We start from the raw sequence: 20,153 nt of genomic DNA on the forward strand, positions 1-20,153 counted from the left end.
CGTGACGCAAGGACGCCCGGCTCCGACCCTGGAGACCGGGCGTCTTCGTTTGCGCGGCTGGCGACGCGAGGATTTCCGCCAGAATTACGCGATCATGTGCGAGCCCGCGGTGCACCGCTTCTTCGGGCCCGAGCCGATGGGCGAGGAAGAATTGTGGCGCCGTATGTGCGCGGCGGCGGGCAATTGGCTGATGAACGGCTTCGGCGGCATGGCGGTTGAGCGGCTCAGCGACGGCAAGTTGGTCGGCAACGTCGGCCTGTTCACCGCGCGGCGTGCGTTCGAGCCGCAATTCGGCGACCAGCCTGAGATGGGATGGATTTTCGCCACCGGGACCCACGGCACCGGAATGGCGCATGAAGCCACGTCGGCGCTGCTGGCGTGGGCCGAGGGGAACCTGCCGTCGCAACCGATATGGGCGATCATCAGCAACGGCAACGATCCGAGCTTCAAGCTCGCAACAAGACTCGGCTTCAAGCCATTGGGCGAAGTCGATTATGACGGACCCACCACCGTGCTCCAGCGGCCTAGCTGGTAATAGCAGCGCGCCGCTCGTCTTCCATCCGGGTCAGCGCTTTCCGGTCGGGCTTGCCGATCATGGTGCGCGGCAGATCGCCGAGGATTTCGATTGCGACCGGCCGCTCATGCTTGCCGACCCGTTGGCACAGCGCCGACATTAATGCTGCCGGCGCGGCTTCGTCGCCCTCGTTGAGCACCACAAAGGCCTTTGGCCGCTCTCCCACGCGCTCATCCGGCACGGCAATGACCAGCGCCTCCTTGACCGCCTCATCCTTCAGCAGCGCCGCCTCGACCTGGCTCGGGAAGACCTTGAATCCGCCGACGTTGATCATGTCCTTGGACCGATCGACAAGGCGGAGATAACCGCCCGGCTCGACATAACCGAGGTCGCCGGTGTGGAGCCAACCGTCTGCAAGCGGCTCGGGCCTGCTCTCGGCCGCGCGCCAGTAGCCGGTCATCACCTGCGGGCCGCGGATCAGGATCTCGCCGGTCTCTGACGGTCCAGGCACCCGGTCGGGCGCATCGGGATCGGCAATGCGGATTTCGGTGCCGGGCAGGGGTATGCCGGCGGTGCCGGCGCGGGTCTCGCCGACATAGGGGTTTACCGAGACGACGCCGCTGGTTTCGGTCAGGCCATAGCCTTCGAGTACGCGAGCGCCGGTGGTCGCCTCGAAGCGTTCCTTCAGCGCTGACGTCATGGCGGCACCGCCGGAGAAGCATTGCTGCACCGAAGCGAAGCTCGTTTTCGCGACATCGGGATGATCGATCATCGCCTGATACATGGCGGGCACGCCGGCGAGATCGGTCAGGCGGTTGCGGCGGATGGCCGCCAGCGCTTCGCCGGCATCAAAGCGAGCCAGAAGGGTGATCGTCCCGCCGGAGATAATGCTGCGATTGAGGACGCAGCTGTTTGCGAAGATGTGGAATAGCGGCAGGGCGCCCAGCACACGACCGTCCCGTTTGCCGTGACCGGGATCGATCGCGGCGAGCTGCTCGGCATTAGCGGTGAGGTTGGCATGGGTCAGCGCTGCGCCCTTCGGCACACCAGTGGTGCCGCCGGTATATTGGAGAAGGGCGATGGCCGAGGGTTGCACGTTGGGAAGCGGCTTGTTGCACCCGGGCTGAAGTAGCTCCTGCCAGGCAACAATGCGTGGATCCTTGGGGAGAGCCTGCCGCTCCTTGCGCTTCAGCAGGCGAAAACCGAGCGCCTTGGCCGCCGGGAGCACTTCGGGAAGATTGCCGACAATCAGATGCTTCAAGAGCCCGTCGTCGAGCAGCCGCTGCATCGGCGCCCACAGTTTGGCTAGGTCGAGGCAGACCATGATCTCAGTGCCAGAGTCGCGCGCCTGGAAAGCGACTTCCTCCGGCGAGTAGAGCGGCGAGAAGTTGACCACCGTCGCGCCCGCGAGCAACGCACCGTAATAAGCGACCGGGTAATGAGGCGTGTTCGGCAGGAACAGGCCGACGCGGGTGCCGGGCGTGACGCCGAGATCGAGAAAGCCTTGCGCCGCCGCCCGCGCTTCACGGAGCAGCGCGGCGTAGGTCCAGGTGCGCCCCATGAAGTCGAGCGCGACACTTCCACCGTGGCGAGCCGCGCTGCGCACCAGCAGCTCACCAACGGGAAGCGGCTCCGGCACCCAGTTGGTGGGCACCGGATGACCAGTCGTGCTTGCTTCGACGTTCAAATGCTTTCTCCGGCGCCCTGCACTTACAACAATGTAAGTACGCTAGGGATGCAGCCGGTCGACGGCAAGTCAGATCGACCGCGCAATCAGCTCCTTCATGATTTCGCTTGTCCCGCCATAGATGCGGGTCACGCGAGCGTCGCGCCACAGCCGGGCGATCGGATATTCGTTCATGTAACCGGCGCCTCCGTGAAGCTGCAGCGACGTATCGCAAGCGGCGAACTGGAGCTCGGAATGGAACAGCTTGGCCGCGCTCGCTTCTGACGGGGTAAGCTTGCCGTCGAGATGGCGCGCAATCGCCCAATCGAGGTGCGCCCAGCCGACCTGCAACTTCGTCTTGAGGTCAGCGAGCGTGAAGCGGGTGTTCTGGAAGTCGAACACGCTTTTGCCGAACGCCTTGCGGTCCTTCGTGAACTCGACCGCTAGATCGAAGGCGCGCTGGGCAGCGGCCTGACACTGCACGGCGATCGACAGGCGCTCCTGCGGCAATTGGTTCATCAGCATTGCAAAGCCGCCATTCTCGGCACCCAGCAGGCGGTCGGCGGGGAGGGGGACTTCGTCGAAGAACAATTCGGACGTGTCGTTGCCGTGAAGCCCGATCTTGTCGAGGTTGCGGCCGCGGGTGAAGCCTTCGTCACCAGTCTCGACCAGGAACAGCGAGATGCCGCGCGCGCCGCCTTCTTCGGTGGTGCGGGCGCAAACGATGACCAGATCGGCGGCCTGCCCGTTGGTGATGTAGGTCTTTGAGCCTGACAGCCGCCAACCGTTTCCTGACTTGCGAGCGATGGTCTTCATGCCCTGAAGATCGCTGCCGGCAGCCGGTTCGGTCATCGCAATCGCAGTGATCGCCTCGCCCGACACCATCTTGGGCAGCCATTGCTTCTTCTGTTCCTCGCTGCCGTAAGCGACGATATAGTCGGCCACGATATCGCTTTGCAGTGACCAGCCAACCGCGCTTCCGGCATAGGACGCTTCTTCCGAGACGATGGCATTGAAGCGGAAGTCGAGGCCGGGGCCGCCATATTCGTCCGGCACGCCGGGGCACAGCATCCCGGCCTCGCCCGCGCGCAGCCAGGCTTCACGCTCGACAATGCCGTCGCGCTCGTGGCGATCGGTATCCAGCGTGGCGACGACGCGCCGCACCGTGTCGCGAAACGCGTCAAGATCAGCATCGAACAATGTACGCGACGAGGTATCCAGCATGCACGTCCTCCTTGGCCTTTGCTGCAGCCTAGGCGACAAGGCGGCAAAGGAAAGGTTTCAATGACGGGCGCGCTTCACGGATTGACGATCATCGAGATGGCAGGGCTGGGACCTGGCCCTTTCGCGGGGATGATGCTGGCCGACCACGGCGCGCGAGTGATCCGGGTAGAGCGGCCCGGCAATCTGGCGGTTCCGAACGATCCCCTGACCCGCAGCCGCGAAAGCATCGCGCTTGATCTTCGGCAGGAAGAAGGGCGCGACATCGTGCGCCGGCTGGCGGCAACCGCCGATGGTCTGATCGAAGGCTATCGGCCGGGCGTCATGGAACGGCTTGGGCTCGGTCCGGAGCGCTTGCTCGCCGGCAACAAGCGGCTGGTCTACGGCCGCGTGACTGGCTGGGGTCAGTCGGGGCCGCTGTCGCAGGAGGCAGGCCACGACATCAATTACCTGGCGCTGACCGGATTGCTTTCTTGCATCGGCGAAAAGGATCGTCCGCCCAGCGTTCCGCTCAACCTCGTCGCGGATTATGGCGGCGGCGGGCTGATGCTGGCGTTCGGGATGGTGGCGGCGCTGCTCTCGGCGCAACGTTCGGGTGAAGGGCAGGTCGTTGATGCCGCAATGACGGACGGTGCGGCGCTGACCGGGGCGCTTATCTACGGCCTCCGCGCGGCCGGTCTGTGGCGCGACGAGCGGCAGTCGAACCTGCTGGACGGGGGCGACCCCATCTATGGCTGCTACACCTGCGCTGACGGCAAGGAGGTGGCGGTAGGTGCCATGGAGCCGCAGTTCCGCGCTGCCCTCTACGAGGGCTTGGGGGTGCAGCCCGGTGCATCTCGCGAGGTCATCGCCGCCGCTTTCGCAACCCGGTTGCGCGAGGAGTGGACCCGGCACTTCGCCGGCAAGGACGCCTGCCTTGCCCCGGTGCTCGGCCTGAACGAAGCACCGGAGCACCTGCACAACCAGTTTCGCGGCACCTTCTTCGACCTTGACGGGGTGGTCCAGCCCAGTCCGGCGCCGCGGCTAGGTGCCACGCCGCCGCCGCCCCCGCGGGCACCGCGCCCTGAGGGAGCCGATGGGGGCGCCATCCTTGCCGAGCTTGGCTTCTCTGCCGAACAAGTAGCCGATCTCAGCGCGCGAAAGGTGCTGCTGTGAACCCGCAGTTCGAAACCATGCCGGTCAGCATCTTCGAGGAGATGAGCCTCGCCGCCACTCGGCATGGTGCGGTCAATCTGGGGCAAGGATTTCCCGATTTCGGCTGGCCGGATCCGCTCATCGACGAGGCAGCGCGGCTGCTGCGCGAAGGCAGCAACCAATATCCGCCGTCACGCGGCCTGCCGGTCCTGCGCGAAGCGCTTGCCGATTTCTACGCCGAGCGCCAGAGCTTGGCCCTCGCCCCCGAGCAGTTCGTCGTCACCAGCGGCGCGACCGAAGCGATCGCCGCGGTGCTGCTCGCCGCGATCGAGCCAGGTGACGGCGCCATCGTCATCGCGCCCGCTTACGACGCGTATGCGCCGCTGATCCGCCGTGCCGGGGGCGACGTGCAGGAAGTCGTCCTCCGCCCGCCTTCGTGGCGCATCGACAAAGCGCTTCTCGCCGGCGCTGTGACCGCTGCGACCAGGCTGCTGGTCGTCAACAATCCGCACAATCCTACCGGGCGGGTGCTGGATGCAGCGGAACTGCAAGCCGTGGTGGAAATCGCGAGAGAGCATGACTTGCTGGTCGTCTCTGACGAGGTGTGGGAGGAAGTGTTGGCGCCTGGCGCACGCTTCACATCGCTGGCATTCCTCGCGCCCGAACGGACGATCAAGATCGGGTCGGCGGGCAAGATCTTCTCGCTGACCGGCTGGAAGGTCGGCTGGGCTGCCGCTCCGGAGGGCCTGTCCGGTATTATCGCGCGCGCCCATCAATATCTGACGTTCGCCACCCCGCCGCATCTGCAAGCCGCCGTGGCAGAGGGGCTGCGCCATCCCGAGTGGCTCCACGCTCCGCGCGAAGGCTTCGCCCGTGCTCGCCAGCGGTTGGCAGATGGTCTCGAAAGTAACGGCTTCGCGCTGCTGCCGAGCGAGGGCACCTATTTCCAGTGCATCGATCTTGCCGCATCGGGTATTTCGCTCGACGACCGTGCCTTCGCTGATCTTGCAGTGGTTGAGGCCGGGGTTGCGGTGATCCCCTTGTCGCCGTTCACTGAAGGTGTGCCCGAGCGCGGGCTCGTTCGCCTGTGCTTCGCAAAGCATGATGCGACCATTGATGCCGGAATCGCCGCCCTGGCAAGAGCACGAGACCTGGCTCGGGCGCGCTAGGCGCCGATGCGCTGCCGCTCGTGCTTTTCGTCCGACGGGCGGGTCAGCAGCTTCCAGCGCCGTTTGTGCCGGCTTGCCCAGGCCACCAATTCGTCCGCTTCAAGAGGGTGGGCGAGGAGATAGCCCTGGATTAGGTCGCAACCGAGCGCGCGAAGGAGGCTGAGCTGCTCAGCGGTCTCGACACCCTCGGCAGTGACCTTGAGACCGAGGCCATGCGCAAGCTCGATGACCGAACGCACGATCACCTGATCGTCACGGCTGGTGGTCAGTTCCGTCACGAACTGCCGATCGATCTTGATCTCGCTGAACGGCAGGCGGCGCAGCTGCATCAGCCCCGAATAGCCGGTCCCGAAGTCGTCCAGGGCAAGGCCGACGCCCTTGATCCGGAAGCGGGTTAGCGTGTCCATCATGTTGATCAGCGGCTGCGTCGCGCCTTCAGTCAGTTCCAGCACCAGCCGGTCGGTCGGCACGCTGAGCGCCCGGCAAAGCCGCTCCACAAGGTCGGGGAAGTCGAGCTGCTCGAGGCTGATCGCCGAGATGTTGACCGCCACGGACGTGTCGAGCCCTGCCGCTTTCCAATCGCGCCATTGGCGAAGCGCGGTGCGGAGCGCCCATTGGGTGAGGTCGTCGATCAGGCCATGCTGCTCGGCCAGCGGCACGAAGCGGGCAGGGGGGATGGCGCCAAGTTCGCTGTGGGCCCAGCGGACCAGCGCCTCCACGCGAACGAGGCTGCCATCGACGGCGTCAACCTTGGGCTGATAGACCAGTCGCAGGCCACCTTGCCTGAGCGTTCGCTCAAGCTCGTCGAGCAGCCGCACGTCCTTGGTTTTCACCCGGCCCTGGCCGGTCGGAGCGAGGTCAGCAGCGATTCGAGATCGTCAAGCCGCACCGGCTTCTCCAGCGGCCCCGCCATCTGCAGACCAAGTTCCGTTCCGAGCCGGAAGGCGCTTTCCAGCACCCGACGGTCGAAACCCGACACGATCAGCACCGGTCCGCCAAAATCATGCTCGGCCAGGAAACGCAGGAATTCCACGCCGTCGGTGTTCGGCATGCCAAGATCGAGCACCACCACAGCGGGTTTGGCGTCGCCAAACGCGTCAATGAAGCTTTGCTGGTCGGCGGCGACGGTCGGGTCGAAACCGGTCATCCGGGCAGCGGCCGCCATATAGTCGGCGAGCGCGGGTTCGTCGTCGATGAGCAGCAGGCGGGGCAGGTCGGGCATTAACTTAACCCCTTCACGCCTTTGCCGAAGACTTGCAACCGCTTCTTAACCGTGGAGGCTTTAAGACTCGGTCGCCGCGCTCTTGCGTGGCCCTTCCGCGAGGGAAGTCGTGAGGGAGACGGGAACGCGTGTTTCACAGCCTGATCCGCCGCCAGCTCCGGCGCCCGGCCGAAGTGGATGCGGCTGCCTTTGATTCGACCACCGTTTCGCTCAGCCTCGCGGTGCCCCGCCCGCCGGAACGCCGCACCGACGATCGCGTACTGCCTACCCTTCGCGTGGCGAAGATGGACAGCGCGATCGGCGAGCAGCTGATCCGCATCCGCAACATGTCCGCCGGCGGCCTGATGGCCGATTGCAGCCGCTGCCCGCCGGTCGGTGCGGACGTGCGCATCGAATTCAACAATCAGGCAATTCCCGCCAGCGTGGTATGGATCCGCGAAGGGATGATCGGCCTCAAGTTCGACCAGAGCCTCGACCTTGGTGAGTTGCTCGCCGGCCGCAAACCGCGCCACGGCTTCCGCCCGCGCCCGCCGCGGCTCGAGGTCGGCTGCTCAGCCAGCGTCAAGATCAACAAGCTTTATTACAAGGTCGAGGTTCACGACATGTCGCTTGGCGGCATGAAAGTCGGCCCGATCGACGAATATTGCATTGGCGCCAAGGTGGTTGTGGTCGTCGAGAGCCTGCGCCCCATCAAGGGCGAGGTACGCTGGTACAGCGACCGCCGTGCCGGCATTGTTTTCGACCGCGAACTGAGCTTCGAGGAGCTAGCCGAATGGGTCGGCAAGCGGCTCGAACTCGCCAGCCTCAAGGCCAGCTACCGCCACTGATCCCTCGCAAACGCGGGGCCCCGAACCTACATCCACTCCGAGATTCTGAAACGGAGTGTGTTGATGAGCGAACAACAAGCCATTCTCGCCGGCGGCTGCTTCTGGTGCACCGAAGCGGTGTTCCTCGACGTCGCCGGCGTGAGCGGGGTCGAGAGCGGCTATATTGGCGGGCAGACCGTCAATCCGACCTACAAGCAGGTGTGCGGCGGCGACACTGGCCATGCCGAGGCGATCCGGGTCACCTTTGATCCCGCGGTGGTCGAATATGGCGATCTCCTCGATATCTTCTTCGTCACCCATGATCCGACCCAGCTCAATCGCCAGGGCAACGACATCGGAACGCAGTATCGCAGTGCCATCTTCCCGCTATCGGAAGAGCAGGAAAGCGAAGCGCGCGCCAAGATCGCGACGCTGAACGAGGAGCAAGGCGGCAAGATCGTGACCACGATCGAACCGGCCTCGACCTGGTATCCAGCCGAAGACTATCATCAGAATTATTGGGAGACCGAAGGCCAGCGCAATCCTTATTGCATGGCGGTCATTCCCCCAAAGCTCAACAAGTTGCGCAAGAGCTTTCAGGACCGCTTGAAAGCTGATGCCTGAGCTTGCCGGCCCTCTCCGTTGTCGTGGCGGGGAGGGTCAGGTCAGGCGGCTGAGGCCGAAGGCTGCGAGAAAGCCGGCGACACTGATCAGCCCCGCGAAGTCGTGGGTGCCCTCGAAAGCTTCGGGCACCATCGTGTCTACGATCATGGTCAGGATCGCGCCTGCCGCCACGGCCTGGACGAACGCAACCGCCTCAGGCGCCACGCCGTCGAAGAGGACATAACCAAGCGCCGCGGCGATGCCTGAAGCAAGAGCGATGCCGGCCCACAGTGCGAAGACCGCGAGTGGCCGCTTGCCCTCCGCCTTCATACCCGCTGCGCTCGATAGGCCTTCGGGAATGTTGGAAAGGAACACGGCGATTACCGCCACCAATCCGACCGCGCCGCCTTTCAGAAGGCTGACGCCGATGACGATGCTCTCCGGAATACCATCCAGAAGGGCGCCGAGTGCGAGGGCGGAGCTGTTGTTCGGGTGTTTGTCCGCTTGCGCCTCGCGCTTCCCTTCATTGCTGCGCTTGCGGTGACGGGCGCCGCGGTGGCTCAGCCAGTAGTTGGCGAGTGTGTAGACCAGCGCGCCGGCCAGGAACCCGCCGGCCACCGGCGCGAAACCGCCTTGCCGCCAAGCTTCGTCGACGAGTTCGAAGGATAGGGCGGAGATCAGGACGCCGGCGCCGAACGCCATGATGGCCGCCACCACCCGCTGCTTCAGCGGCACGAACCAGCCGACCAGCGCGCCAAGCAGCAGCGCGGAACCCGAGAGGAGGCCCCACAGGCCTGCTTGCAACGCCACTGGCATGAACGCGCTAATGCCTGAGCCGTTTGGAGGTTGCCGGTCCGGGCTTCCGCGCGGCCGTGCCAGCCGCTAAGTCCCTCGAATGGCTCGTCCCTGCTTCAAGCTCGAGAAGGATCACCCGCTTCCGCTCGCCGGCGTGGACGAGGCGGGCTGCGCCCCGCTGGCAGGGCCGGTGGTCGCCGCGGCCGTGATACTCGACCGTGAGCGCTTTCCGCGAGGGATCGACGACAGCAAGAAGCTCAGCCTTGAGGCCCGCGAAGCGCTGCACGGCAAGTTGATGGTCCAGGCGCGCTGCGGCGTCGGCATCTGCAGCGTGGAGGAGATCGACGCGCTCAACATCTACTGGGCGCGGATGCTGGCCATGGCCCGCGCGGTAGAGGCGCTCGGATTCGACCCTGCCTTTGTGCTGGTCGACGGCAATCGCTGTCCCAAGTGGGAGCGGCCCTCCAAGGCGATCATCTCCGGCGACGCCCGCTGCCGGTCGATCGCCGCGGCCTCGATCATCGCCAAGGTCACCCGCGACCGGATCATGGCCGCGCATGCAGCGGATTATCCGGGCTACGGCTGGGAGCAGAATCGCGGCTACCCGACGCCAGACCACCGCCGCGCGCTTCGCGAACTCGGCCCCACGCCGCTTCACCGCCGCACCTTCGGACTTGTCCGCGACGTGCTTGCCGAAGCCGCCCAGCCAAGGCTCGCCTTCGCCGCCGAATAGAAGGCGCTGCAGCTGAGTCCTCGCCGCAACACCACATCAGCTTGAGTCCGCGCCGCGTCCCCGGACTCAACATCTTGTGCTCTGCTCGTTGCGGACTCGTTCCGTTCTCGCGAGCCCTGCACGGCCGTTAACCCTTTCCTCGTTGACCCGAACTCATGGCGGACTCACCATGGCGGCCGTAAGCAGGGGACACGCATTCATGAACCTCATGACGCCCGTTCAGGACGCGCTGCCGCGTGTCCGCCGCAAGAACGACGCCGATCCGAGCGGGCGGATCATTGCAGGCGACTGCATCGAGGCCATGCGCGCGCTTCCCGCGGCAAGCGTCGACCTGATCTTTGCCGACCCGCCCTACAATCTGCAGCTTGGCGGCGACCTGTTCCGACCCGAAGGCGGACGCGTCGACGCGGTGGACAATGATTGGGACCGGTTCGACAGCCTCGCCGCTTACGACAAGTTCACCCGTGCTTGGCTGACCGAAGCAAGGCGATTGCTGAAGGACGATGGCGCGATCTGGGTGATCGGCAGCTACCACAACATCTTCCGGGTGGGCGCCGCGCTGCAGGATCTCGACTTCTGGATCCTGAACGACATCGTGTGGCGCAAATCGAACCCGATGCCGAACTTCCGCGGCACCCGCTTCACCAATGCCCACGAGACGTTGCTGTGGTGTTCCAAGTCGCAGGACAGCCGCTACACCTTCAATTACCGCGCCATGAAGGCGCTGAACGACGACCTCCAGATGCGCTCCGATTGGGTGCTGCCGATCTGCTCGGGCGGTGAGCGATTGAAGGGCGGAGACGGGCACAAGGCGCATCCGACGCAAAAGCCGGAGAGCCTGCTCTACCGGGTGCTGCTCGCCTGCACCCAGCCGGGCGACACGGTGCTCGATCCGTTTTTCGGCACCGGCACCACGGGCGCGGTCGCCAAGCGGCTTGGCCGGCACTGGATCGGTATCGAACGCGAGCCCGACTACATCGAGGTTGCGCAGGCGCGGATCGCGGCAACGCTGCCGCTCGACGAAAGCGCGATGGAGACCGTACCGGACAAGCGCAGCCAGCCGCGGGTCGCCTTTGGCTTGCTGGTCGAAAGCGGACTGGTGCCGCCAGGCACGGTGCTGATGGACAGCAAGCGCCGCTGGAAAGCCGCTGTGCGGGCCGATGGCTCGCTGAGTTGCGGGCCGCATGCCGGCTCCATCCACAAGGTCGGCGCCGGGCTCAACAAGGCGCCGAGCTGCAATGGCTGGACCTTCTGGCATATCGAGCAAAAGGGCCGGCTGGTGCCGATCGACACGCTTCGCCAAGAGCATCTGGCGGGACTCGCCTGAGCCCCATGACTTTTCGCACCATTATCCGCCCGACCGGCTTCGTCGATGCGCCGTTCGGCTATGACGGGCAGGTCGCGCGCCTCGCCGGCACCATGTGCTGGTTTTCCGCCGTCGAGCTGCTGCACGTCGGGAATGACGGCCGGATCACTACTGAGCTGCTTCCGGTGGAGCGGCTCGAGGCGAGGCTCGACACGGCCACCATGGCTTCGGACTGGGCTGCGCTCACTGCGCCGCGCGCGCCGCTGAAGCTGGGCGAGCGAACCATCCGGCTCGACCAGCCGCAGGTGATGGCGATCCTCAATGCGACGCCCGACAGCTTCTCGGATGGCGGACAGATTGCCACCCCCGAAGACGGCTTTGCGGCCAACGAAGCGGGTGCAGCCATCCTCGATGTCGGCGGCGAAAGCACGCGTCCCGGGGCACGAGCGGTGTGGGAGGGCGACGAGGTCGAGCGGGTCGTGCCGCTCGTTCAGCGCCTGGCGGCCGGCGGGGCGGCGGTGTCGATCGACACGCGCAAGGCGGGCGTCATGGAAGCCGCGCTTGGCGCCGGCGCGGCGCTGGTCAACGATGTGTCGGCGCTGGGTTGGGACCCGCGTTCGGCCGAGGTGGTGGCCAAGGCCGGCGTGCCGGTCGTGCTGATGCATCACCAGGGATCGCCCGAGACGATGCAGGAAGCCCCTTCCTATCCACGCGGCGCGCTGGTCGAAGTGTTTCTCTGGCTGGAAGACCGGATCGCTGCCGCGGTCGATGCCGGCATCGCGCGGGACCGGATCATCGTCGATCCGGGCATCGGCTTCGGCAAGAACGTAGCCCACAATCTTGAGCTGATGAACGGTCTCGCCGCCATTCACGCGCTGGGCTGCCCGCTCCTCGTCGGTGCAAGCCGCAAGCGCACCATCGGCGCGCTCCACAATGAAGCGCCCGCCGACCGCCGGCTGGGCGGCAGTGTAGCACTGGCAGTGAAAGCGGCGGAACAAGGCGCGCACCTCGTCCGAGCGCATGACGTGTTCGAGACGGTTCAGGCACTACGCGTCTGGCGTGGCCTTCGCGATCAGGCACTTACGCCGCGTTTCTAGGAACCCACCGCAACGATCATCGGGCCGATCGGGACGAGGCTGTCCATGCGACCGTTCGCGGGATCCCACAGGCTTGATACCGCCCCATCGAGGTAGAGGGCGTTGCGGCACTCTAGCGGTCCGGCAAACAGCCGCGCGAACTTGCCGAAGCTGACGGGCGCGTTGCTGATGACGAGCACTGCGACCCCATCGCCATCGACACCCACTCCGTTGCGGACATAACGCGAACGCCCATCCGCGTCGAAGCGCGGGTTCACCGTGCCGTCGATCACTAGCATGAGCCCGCTTTGCGTCGCCAAACGCGTCTCGGCCACGGGCGCATAATCCTCGGTGCGGACGATTACGGCGCGCCCGTCACGGCGAACGATGAACACGCCGTTCGGCTGCAGACGAAAGTTGCCGCCGCCATCGGTGCGACGATTGAGGGGACGTGCTTCTTTGCCGTCCTGGATGGCGAGGCCGATCGGCCGCCCAGCCTCATCGAACATGCCCGCATTGACCGCAAAGCGGACCTTGCTGGCGCGCTCGCCAAGCACCTGCTCCAGTGCGACGAAGCTGCGCAACGGACGACCGCGCTGATCGTCCAACGCCAGCTCCAGCCGTGCGTCGGGGTCACGGCAGACCGTGAAGCGCTGCCCTTCGAACATGAGCGATCGGCACGGCCCGGGTGCGCTTGCGTCCTGGATGTCGGGTGCCGGCTCGGGCCGCTTGCAGGCGGCGAGCAGGAGAACAAGGAGCAACACGATTTGCATCGTGCGCCCATGTGGCGGCATCAGGCGCCGGTGTCGATGCCGAGCTCGGCCAGCTTTCGATACAGGGTGGAGCGGCCAATCCCGAGACGGCGCGCGACTTCGGTCATCTTGCCGCGATAATGACCGATGGCGAGTCGGATGAGATCGCCCTCGATCTCTTCCAGCGAGCGGAGATGCCCGTCCGCCTGCCACAAAGTGATTCCCTGGCCGCCCGCGAGCGCTGCGGACGCCGCCGTGGCGCCGATCTCCCGCGACGTGTCGCCGACCCGATTGGAGAACTTGGACTGCAGCGCGATGTGCGGGAAATCGTCGGCGGTCAGCGCCGATCCTTCGCATTGCAGCGCAGCGCGGAACAGGACGTTGGACATCTGGCGGACGTTGCCCGGCCAGCCGTAGCGCATCAGCACCTGCAGCGCGTCTTCCGCGATCGACAGCGGGCGGATCCCCGGCTGGCCCGTGTGCCGTGACAGGAGGTGGCGGGCGAGGGCAGGGATGTCACCGCTCCGATCGCGCAGGGGCGGCACCGCGACCACCGTTCCGGCGAGCCGCTCGGCCAGGCCGCCGTCGAAATTGTCGGGAAGTGGCTTGCTCGAGGTGGCGATCAGCCGGACATCGACGCTATTCGATCCGTTGCAGCCAACCGGCCGAACCTCGCCGGTGGCCAGCACTCGATCGAGCGCGGCTTGGGTCGAGAGGGGAAGATCGCCGATCTCGTCGAGCAGCAGGGTGCCGCCGTCGGCTTCCACCAGCTTGCCGACCCGCTCTGCGAAGGCGCCTGGGAACGCACCTGCGACATGGCCGAACAGCTCGCTATCGACGATGTTGGACGGTACCGCGCGGCAGTCCAGCGCGACAAACGACGCGCGGCTGCGCGGGCTGGCTTCGTGCACTGCGCGGGCAATGGTCTCCTTGCCGGAGCCAGCTTCGCCGACGATCAGCAATGGCAGGCGGCTGCGGGCGGCCTTGGCGGCCACCGCCAGGGCAGCGCGGAAGTCGGGGGCGCCGCCGACCAGCTCCTCGAGCGCGAGGCTCGGCGCCATCTTTTCCGACAGCGGCGCAAGCTCGCCCGAGGCGCGGCGACGATCGGCGTTGACCGCGAGAGCCTCGAGCAGTCGCTCGGGCGCGACCGGACGGACCAGGAAGTCGCTGGCACCCGCGCGCATTGCTTCCACGGCCTGACCAACCGAACCGCCTTCGGCGAGGACGATGATCGGGAGGCCGGGCCGGTCACCGCGGAGCGCGCGGACCAGTGCCGGGCCAGCTTCAGGGTCCCACCGGCCGACCAGCACTGCCCTGATCTCATGCCCGGTCGGACCGCCAAGCAGCTCCTGCACCTGTTCGCCTGACGGGCTGCCAAGCGTGTTCCACCCCGCACGCGCGGCGGTCGCGGCGACCAGCCGTCGTTCAGCGGGATCGGCATCGACCAGCAGCAGGAATCGAACGGTATCGGCGCGCACGGCTTGAGCTCCCTCGTGCACCAACCTAATCCGGATCAGTAAAGAAACAGTGACGGACTGGGGGCTTGGGAGCAGGGCCTCGAGCCGCTATGACCCTCGCCAAAGAGCCAGTTTCAAGGGAGCAATCATGGCCGCCGAACCCACGTCCAATTCCGACAGCCCGGTCGATTTCAATCGTGCCAAGGAAGATTACAGCCTCCTCATTACCCTGCTGAAATGGGGCGTGGTGATCGCGCTGCTCCTCGGCTTCCTCGTCATGATCCTGCTGGCGAGCTGACCGACTTGAAGGTCGCGGTCCTCGCCGAAACGGCGCCGGGCGAAACCCGCGTCGCCGCCATTCCGGAAACGGTGAAGAAGCTCGGCGCGCTTGGTGCCAAGGTTTCGGTGGAGAAAGGTGCAGGTCGGCACGCGGGGATCAGCGACCAGGATTTTGCCGACGCGGGGGCCACTACTGGCCCGCGTACGCAGGTGCTGGATGGCGCGGAACTGGTGCTCAGCGTCAGCGGCCCCGAAGCCGACGCACTCGGCGGCGTTGCGCCCGGCGCGCTGCTGGTCGGGATTCTCGATCCATTCCGTCGGCGCGAAGCGATCGCGGCCTATGGCAGTGCCGGGCTCGAAGCGTTGGCAATGGAGTGGATGCCGCGCATCACCCGCGCGCAATCAATGGACGTGCTGTCCTCGCAGTCCAACCTTGCAGGCTACAAGGCTGTGATTGACGCCGCCGCGGCTTATGGCCGTGCCTTTCCGATGATGATGACCGCTGCCGGCACCGTCAGCCCGGCCCGTGCCTTCATCATGGGCGTGGGCGTCGCGGGGCTACAGGCGATCGCCACCGCCCGTCGCCTCGGTGCCCAGGTCAGCGCCACCGATGTCCGCTCCGCCACCCGCGAGCAGATCCAGAGCCTCGGCGCCAAGCCGATCTTTGTCGAAGGGGTCGCCGGGATCGAAGGCGAGGGTCAAGGTGGCTATGCCGGCGAGACCAGCGAAGAATATCGCAAGGCGCAGGCCGAGCTCGTCTCCAGCCACCTCGCCAAGCAGGACATCGTCATCACCACCGCGCTGATCCCCGGCAAGCCCGCGCCGCGTCTCATCAGCGACGCGCAGGTCGCGACCATGCGCCGCGGCAGCGTCATCGTTGACCTCGCCGCCGACGCCGGCGGCAATGTCGAAGGCTGCGTTCCGGGGGAGAGCGTGGAACGGCATGGGGTGATCATCATCGGCGCCAGCAACCTTGCCCGCTCGCTCCCTGCCGATTCGAGCGCGCTCTATGCCCGCAACCTGTTCAACTTCCTGTCCGCCTTCTGGGACAAGGAGGCTGGGCGTCCCGCCCTCCCCGACGAGGACGAGATCGTGAAGGGCGTGCGTCTGACCAAAGGTGGCAGCATTGTCAGCGAGCGTCTCGCCTGATGGGCCTGTTCTCGGCGACCGAGGTCGATACGGATGAAATCGCCCGTCGCTACGCTGCCTTGCTCCTCGACGGCGAGGAAGTGCTGATCGCCTTCAAGACGGTGCGCGACATCGCTTTCCTCACCGATCGCCGGCTGTGCCTGGTCAATATTCAGGGCTGGGTCGGCAAGAAGGTCTCGATCCAGTCGATCCCCTACCGATCGATCACCCGCTTCAGCCTCGAGACGGCGGGCACCTTCGATCTGGAAGCCGATATGGTGTTCTGGCTGGCGGGCGCGGCGCAGCCGCTGGAGATCAAGATCGGGCGCGGGAGTAATCTCACCATGATCCAGCAGGTGCTGGCCCACGGCATCCTCCGCCGCTGATCAGCCGGGCAGGGTGCAGCAATCCACCCAAGTCGCCTGCGTGACCTCGGCCAGCCGCGACGGCGTGATCTCCAGCGATGCGTTGCGGCTCCCCGCGGCGGGAAACACGGTGTCGAACGCGCGCAGGCTGACGTCGGCATAGACGGGCAGCGGCGTCGCCAGCCCGAACGGACAGACGCCGCCAACGACATGACCCGTCGCGGCCAGGGTCGCCTCAGCGTCGAGCATCCGAATGCGCCCGCCGAACGCCGCCTTGCACTTGAGGTTGTCGAGCCGCGCGTCACCGCGGGTGACCAGCAACAACGTGCGTTCGCCGACCCGAAGCGCAATGGTCTTGGCGATCCGGCCCGGTTCCACGCCAAGGGTCGCGGCAGCATCCGCGACCGTCGCGGTGCTGTCGTGCGCTTCGATCAAGCCCAGTTCGGGCGCGTGCTCGGCCACCCACACCTTGACGCTTTCAAGGCTCATTGACCCACCAGATGAACGGCAATCTCGCGCTGCCTTGGCCGGTGGAGATGCTCGCACAGATAAATGCCCTGCCACGTTCCAAGCCGCATCCGGCCATGCAGGACAGGGATCGACAGGGTTGCCGCGGTCAGCGCCGAGCGGAGGTGGGCGGGCATATCGTCCGGCCCCTCGTCATCATGTTCGTAGTCGCGCGACTCGGGCGCGATCCTCGCGAGCCAACGCTCGAGGTCGCGGCGGGCGGCCGGCGCCGCATTCTCCTGGATCAGGAGCGAGGCCGAGGTGTGGCGGACGAGAAGGGTCAGCAGGCCCTCCCTCATCCCCTGGTCGGCGACCCACGCCGCCACCGCGTCCGTGATCAGGTGCAGGCCCTGACGCGGCGCGGTGACGGTGAAGGTGCCAAACGCCTGGCGCATTGGCTCAGGCGGCCTGCATTTCCTTGTCGAGGTTCTGCACGACGGCCTCGAAGAACTGCTCGGTGGTCATCCACGGCTGGTCCGGACCGACCAGGATGGCGAGGTCCTTGGTCATCTTGCCGCTCTCCACGGTTTCGACGCAGACGCGCTCCAGCGTTTCGGCGAACTTCACGACCTCGGGGGTGTCGTCGATCCGGCCACGGAACTTGAGGCCGCCGGTCCAGGCAAAGATGCTGGCGATCGGGTTGGTCGAGGTCGCCTTGCCCTGCTGGTGCATGCGGTAGTGGCGGGTGACGGTGCCGTGCGCGGCTTCGGCCTCAACGGTCTGGCCGTCGGGGGTCATCAGGACGCTGGTCATCAGGCCAAGCGAACCAAAGCCCTGCGCGACCTGGTCCGACTGGACGTCGCCGTCGTAATTCTTGCAGGCCCAGACGAACTTGCCGCTCCACTTCAGGGCCGAAGCGACCATGTCGTCAATCAGGCGATGCTGATATTCGATGCCGGCTTCCTCGAACTTCGCCTTGAATTCGCTGTCGTAGATCTCTTGGAAGATGTCCTTGAAGCGACCGTCATAGGCCTTGAGGATGGTGTTCTTGGTGCTGAGATACACCGGCCAGCTGCGCTGCAGGCCGTAGTTCAGGCAGGCGCGGGCAAAGTCGCGGATGCTCTCGTCGACATTGTACATGCCCATGGCGACGCCGGCGCTTTCGAACTCGAACACTTCATGCTCGATGACCTCGCCGTCGACTCCTTCGAACTTGATGGTGAGCTTGCCGGCGCCCGGCACGCGGAAATCGGTCGCCTTGTACTGGTCGCCGAACGCATGACGGCCGACCACGATAGGATCGGTCCAGCCCGGGATCAGGCGGGGTACGTTGCTGATCACGATCGGCTCGCGGAAGACGACGCCGCCAAGGATGTTGCGGATGGTGCCGTTGGGGCTCTTCCACATCTTCTTGAGGCTGAACTCCTCGACGCGCTGCTCGTCGGGGGTGATGGTGGCGCACTTCACGCCGACGCCATATTGCTTGATCGCATTGGCGCTCTCGACCGTCACCTTGTCATCCGTCGCATCGCGGTTCTCGACCGAAAGGTCGTAATACTTAAGATCGATGTCGAGGTACGGCAGGATCAGCCGCTCGCGGATCCACTGCCAGATGATGCGGGTCATCTCGTCGCCGTCGAGTTCGACGACCGGGTTCTTCACCTTGATCTTGGTCATTTGCCTGCCTGCTCTAGATTTGCCGAGCGCAGGTAGCGGCGGCGAGCCGCTCTGGCAACGCGGGCGTGGGCTCGTTAGAGGGGTGGCATGGCGCATATCGACAATCCCGACAGCCAGCTGACCGCGGTCAAGTGGCGGTTCCCCTCGGTGCATCCGGAAGGGCGAAAGTTCGCCGTCATCGCCGGTGCGATCGCCTTCTTCCTGCTGATCCTGGAAAGCGAGTTCGCCGAACTGCTCGGCTGGCTGATGGTCGGCGTTACCATCTGGGTGGCGGCGTTCTTCCGCGATCCGGTGCGGACGACGCCCTCCGATCCCAAGCTGGTCGTCTCGCCGGCCGACGGGCTTGTCACGATGATCGTTCGCGTTCCCGCACCGCCGGAGCTGCGCGGCGAGCTGGGTGAGGGGGAGTTCACCCGCGTTTCGGTGTTCATGAGCGTGTTCGACGTTCACATCAACCGGACCCCGATCCCCGGCGTCATCCGCCGCATCGCCTATGTCCCGGGCAAGTTCCTCAATGCCGATCTCGACAAGGCGAGCGAGGATAACGAGCGGCAGCACTTCGTCGTCGAGGGCGATGGCGGCGTGAAGATCGGCTTCACCCAGATCGCCGGCCTCGTCGCACGCCGCATCCTGAGCTTCGTCAAGGAAGGGCAGCGCGTTTCCAGCGGTGAGCGGATCGGTCTCATCCGCTTTGGCAGCCGGGTCGACGTCTATCTTCCCGCCGGCACCGGCTCGCGCCTGCTGCTCGGTCAGCGGGCGATCGCCGGAGAGACGATCATCGCCGTGTTGGGCGAGGATCCGCTTCTGAACGGAACCAGCCAGTGAAGCCTGCCGAGGGTCGCGGGCTGCCGCTGCGCGCCTTTATTCCCAATTCCGTGACGGTGCTGGCGCTGTGCGCCGGCCTGACCGCGATCCGCTATGCCTTCAACGAGGATTGGGAAAAGGCGATGATCGCGATCGTCGTCGCGGGTGTGCTCGACGGCCTCGACGGCAATATCGCGCGGCTGCTCAAGGCCAACAGCAAGTTCGGCGCTGAACTCGATTCGCTGTGCGACAACATCGGCTTTGGTACCGCGCCGGCGCTGATCCTGTTCCAATTCTCGCTCGACAGTGCGCCCAAGTTCGGGTGGACCGTCGCGCTCGCCCTTGCTGTCAGCTGCGCGCTTCGCCTGGCCCGCTTCAACGCCCGGATCGATGCCGACGTTCAGCCGCACAAGTCCGCCGGCTTCAACACCGGGGTTCCCGCCCCGGTTGGGGCAGGGCTCGCTTTTGCCCCCATCTATCTGTGGCTGATTACGGGCAACGACCTGTTCCGCAGCTGGCAGCTGGTGATGCCGTGGACCCTGTTCATCGCGGTGCTGATGATCTCGGCAATTCCGACCTTCAGCTGGACCTCGATCCGTATCCGCCGAAGCTGGCGGATCGTCGGGCTCGGAGCGGTCGCGTTGCTTGCCGCGGCGCTGATCAACGAGCCGTGGATCACCCTGCTCGTGGTGTCGTTCGCCTATCTAGCGAGCGTGCCGTTCAGCCTTCTCAGCTACGGCCGGGTCAAGCGGCGGCGCGCAGCTGAGGCCGTGCCGACACCGGCTGGCTGACGCGGCGGGTCGATACGCGGACCGTCACCGGACGGGTGACCAGCACCGGTTCGGACAGCAGCGAATGGCCGCGAAGTGCAGGCGCGATCTTGTGGAGATTGCTGGCAATCGTCTCACCAAGGGTAAGCAGGCCGAGGCCCAGAACGGCAGTGAAAGCGAGTACAGTGAGAACCAGCATGGCACGTTCTTCCCTTGTTCTTGGGTAGCG

24 protein-coding genes are annotated in these 20,153 nt (G+C 65.7%); 13 read left to right on the plus strand and 11 right to left on the minus strand.

All coding sequences use genetic code 11. The annotated features are described in order from the left end of the window. The first annotated feature begins 1 nt into the window (after position 1). The gene (locus ACP69Z_RS09980) at positions 2-535 is read left to right on the plus strand and encodes a GNAT family N-acetyltransferase (RefSeq protein ID WP_426267339.1); all 534 of its coding nucleotides are present in this window, start codon (positions 2-4) and stop codon (positions 533-535) included. On the opposite strand, the gene ACP69Z_RS09985 is transcribed toward ACP69Z_RS09980, so the two are convergent. Both ACP69Z_RS09985 and ACP69Z_RS09990 read right to left on the minus strand, forming a co-directional pair. Further along, entirely contained in the window at positions 525-2,201 is a 1,677-nt protein-coding gene (locus ACP69Z_RS09985) for an AMP-binding protein (RefSeq protein ID WP_426267340.1), read from the minus strand. The genes ACP69Z_RS09980 and ACP69Z_RS09985 overlap by 11 nt on opposite strands. 69 nt (positions 2,202-2,270) lie before the next feature. Further along, complete coding sequence (locus tag ACP69Z_RS09990; protein ID WP_426267341.1) at positions 2,271-3,404, minus strand: acyl-CoA dehydrogenase family protein; 1,134 nt, start codon at positions 3,402-3,404, stop codon at positions 2,271-2,273. Between the two features lie 60 nt (positions 3,405-3,464). On the opposite strand from ACP69Z_RS09990, the gene ACP69Z_RS09995 reads away from it, so the two are divergent. Together ACP69Z_RS09995 and ACP69Z_RS10000 are read left to right on the plus strand one after the other, a co-directional pair. Beyond that, a complete protein-coding gene (locus ACP69Z_RS09995; protein WP_426267342.1) occupies positions 3,465-4,556 on the plus strand; it encodes a CaiB/BaiF CoA transferase family protein in 1,092 nt (363 codons plus the stop codon). Further along, positions 4,553-5,704: an aminotransferase class I/II-fold pyridoxal phosphate-dependent enzyme gene (locus ACP69Z_RS10000; protein WP_426267343.1), complete on the plus strand. Its 1,152-nt coding sequence runs from the start codon at positions 4,553-4,555 to the stop codon at positions 5,702-5,704. The genes ACP69Z_RS09995 and ACP69Z_RS10000 overlap by 4 nt, the downstream gene beginning before the upstream one ends. Here ACP69Z_RS10000 and ACP69Z_RS10005 read toward each other — a convergent pair. Together ACP69Z_RS10005 and ACP69Z_RS10010 are read right to left on the minus strand one after the other, a co-directional pair. Then, complete coding sequence (locus ACP69Z_RS10005; RefSeq protein WP_426267344.1) at positions 5,701-6,537, minus strand: EAL domain-containing protein; 837 nt, start codon at positions 6,535-6,537, stop codon at positions 5,701-5,703. The genes ACP69Z_RS10000 and ACP69Z_RS10005 overlap by 4 nt on opposite strands. Beyond that, positions 6,534-6,926 (minus strand): response regulator, encoded by a 393-nt coding sequence (locus ACP69Z_RS10010; protein ID WP_426267345.1) that lies wholly within the window; start codon positions 6,924-6,926, stop codon positions 6,534-6,536. Before ACP69Z_RS10010 ends, ACP69Z_RS10005 begins: the two co-directional genes overlap by 4 nt. A 128-nt stretch (positions 6,927-7,054) precedes the next feature. On the opposite strand from ACP69Z_RS10010, the gene ACP69Z_RS10015 reads away from it, so the two are divergent. Then, positions 7,055-7,753, plus strand: a complete 699-nt coding sequence (locus ACP69Z_RS10015) for a PilZ domain-containing protein (RefSeq protein ID WP_426267346.1) — start codon at positions 7,055-7,057, stop codon at positions 7,751-7,753. Positions 7,754-7,816: 63 nt separating this feature from the next. Continuing rightward, complete coding sequence (msrA, locus tag ACP69Z_RS10020; RefSeq protein ID WP_426267347.1) at positions 7,817-8,356, plus strand: peptide-methionine (S)-S-oxide reductase MsrA; 540 nt, start codon at positions 7,817-7,819, stop codon at positions 8,354-8,356. A 36-nt stretch (positions 8,357-8,392) separates the two neighbouring features. On the opposite strand, the gene ACP69Z_RS10025 is transcribed toward msrA, so the two are convergent. After that, complete coding sequence (locus tag ACP69Z_RS10025; RefSeq protein WP_426267348.1) at positions 8,393-9,151, minus strand: ZIP family metal transporter; 759 nt, start codon at positions 9,149-9,151, stop codon at positions 8,393-8,395. Positions 9,152-9,230: 79 nt separating this feature from the next. Between ACP69Z_RS10025 and ACP69Z_RS10030 the strand changes: the two genes are divergently transcribed. The 3 genes from ACP69Z_RS10030 to folP all read left to right on the plus strand — a co-directional run bounded on the left by ACP69Z_RS10030 (position 9,231) and on the right by folP (position 12,266). Then, the gene (locus tag ACP69Z_RS10030; RefSeq protein ID WP_426267349.1) at positions 9,231-9,863 is read left to right on the plus strand and encodes a ribonuclease HII; all 633 of its coding nucleotides are present in this window, start codon (positions 9,231-9,233) and stop codon (positions 9,861-9,863) included. 208 nt (positions 9,864-10,071) lie between these two features. Then, the gene (locus tag ACP69Z_RS10035; RefSeq protein ID WP_426268084.1) at positions 10,072-11,190 is read left to right on the plus strand and encodes a site-specific DNA-methyltransferase; all 1,119 of its coding nucleotides are present in this window, start codon (positions 10,072-10,074) and stop codon (positions 11,188-11,190) included. 5 nt (positions 11,191-11,195) lie between these two features. Beyond that, the gene (gene folP, locus ACP69Z_RS10040; RefSeq protein ID WP_426267350.1) at positions 11,196-12,266 is read left to right on the plus strand and encodes a dihydropteroate synthase; all 1,071 of its coding nucleotides are present in this window, start codon (positions 11,196-11,198) and stop codon (positions 12,264-12,266) included. Here folP and ACP69Z_RS10045 read toward each other — a convergent pair. Next, positions 12,263-13,018: a phosphodiester glycosidase family protein gene (locus tag ACP69Z_RS10045; protein WP_426267351.1), complete on the minus strand. Its 756-nt coding sequence runs from the start codon at positions 13,016-13,018 to the stop codon at positions 12,263-12,265. The genes folP and ACP69Z_RS10045 overlap by 4 nt on opposite strands. A gap of 20 nt (positions 13,019-13,038) precedes the next feature. After that, entirely contained in the window at positions 13,039-14,475 is a 1,437-nt protein-coding gene (locus ACP69Z_RS10050) for a sigma-54-dependent transcriptional regulator (RefSeq protein ID WP_426267352.1), read from the minus strand. Between the two features lie 127 nt (positions 14,476-14,602). On the opposite strand from ACP69Z_RS10050, the gene ACP69Z_RS10055 reads away from it, so the two are divergent. The 3 genes from ACP69Z_RS10055 to ACP69Z_RS10065 are packed head-to-tail and all read left to right on the plus strand — an operon-like array spanning position 14,603 to position 16,247. Then, entirely contained in the window at positions 14,603-14,752 is a 150-nt protein-coding gene (locus ACP69Z_RS10055; protein WP_338504320.1) for a hypothetical protein, read from the plus strand. A 5-nt stretch (positions 14,753-14,757) separates the two neighbouring features. After that, positions 14,758-15,882, plus strand: coding sequence for an NAD(P) transhydrogenase subunit alpha (locus tag ACP69Z_RS10060; RefSeq protein ID WP_426267353.1), 1,125 nt, complete (start codon positions 14,758-14,760; stop codon positions 15,880-15,882). Next, complete coding sequence (locus ACP69Z_RS10065) at positions 15,882-16,247, plus strand: PH domain-containing protein (protein ID WP_426267354.1); 366 nt, start codon at positions 15,882-15,884, stop codon at positions 16,245-16,247. The genes ACP69Z_RS10060 and ACP69Z_RS10065 overlap by 1 nt, the downstream gene beginning before the upstream one ends. Here the strand turns inward: ACP69Z_RS10065 and ACP69Z_RS10070 are convergent, their stop codons facing one another. From ACP69Z_RS10070 to ACP69Z_RS10080, 3 genes are read right to left on the minus strand one after another with little or no spacing between them, the layout of a single operon-like run. Next, entirely contained in the window at positions 16,248-16,715 is a 468-nt protein-coding gene (locus tag ACP69Z_RS10070; protein ID WP_426267355.1) for a YbaK/EbsC family protein, read from the minus strand. Continuing rightward, positions 16,712-17,128, minus strand: coding sequence for a secondary thiamine-phosphate synthase enzyme YjbQ (locus ACP69Z_RS10075; protein WP_426267356.1), 417 nt, complete (start codon positions 17,126-17,128; stop codon positions 16,712-16,714). Before ACP69Z_RS10075 ends, ACP69Z_RS10070 begins: the two co-directional genes overlap by 4 nt. 4 nt (positions 17,129-17,132) lie before the next feature. Next, positions 17,133-18,350, minus strand: coding sequence for an NADP-dependent isocitrate dehydrogenase (locus tag ACP69Z_RS10080; RefSeq protein WP_426267357.1), 1,218 nt, complete (start codon positions 18,348-18,350; stop codon positions 17,133-17,135). Positions 18,351-18,437: 87 nt separating this feature from the next. Between ACP69Z_RS10080 and ACP69Z_RS10085 the strand changes: the two genes are divergently transcribed. Together ACP69Z_RS10085 and ACP69Z_RS10090 are read left to right on the plus strand one after the other, a co-directional pair. After that, positions 18,438-19,175, plus strand: coding sequence for a phosphatidylserine decarboxylase (locus ACP69Z_RS10085; protein ID WP_426267358.1), 738 nt, complete (start codon positions 18,438-18,440; stop codon positions 19,173-19,175). Beyond that, positions 19,172-19,945, plus strand: a complete 774-nt coding sequence (locus tag ACP69Z_RS10090) for a CDP-alcohol phosphatidyltransferase family protein (RefSeq protein WP_426267359.1) — start codon at positions 19,172-19,174, stop codon at positions 19,943-19,945. The genes ACP69Z_RS10085 and ACP69Z_RS10090 overlap by 4 nt, the downstream gene beginning before the upstream one ends. Here the strand turns inward: ACP69Z_RS10090 and ACP69Z_RS10095 are convergent. Next, positions 19,899-20,123 (minus strand): hypothetical protein, encoded by a 225-nt coding sequence (locus tag ACP69Z_RS10095; protein ID WP_426267360.1) that lies wholly within the window; start codon positions 20,121-20,123, stop codon positions 19,899-19,901. The two genes, ACP69Z_RS10090 and ACP69Z_RS10095, sit on opposite strands and share 47 nt — an antisense overlap. Positions 20,124-20,153: the final 30 nt, after the last annotated feature.

Source organism: Sphingomonas sp. LHG3443-2, from assembly GCF_049896405.1.
In the GTDB taxonomy this organism is placed as follows: domain Bacteria; phylum Pseudomonadota; class Alphaproteobacteria; order Sphingomonadales; family Sphingomonadaceae; genus Sphingomicrobium.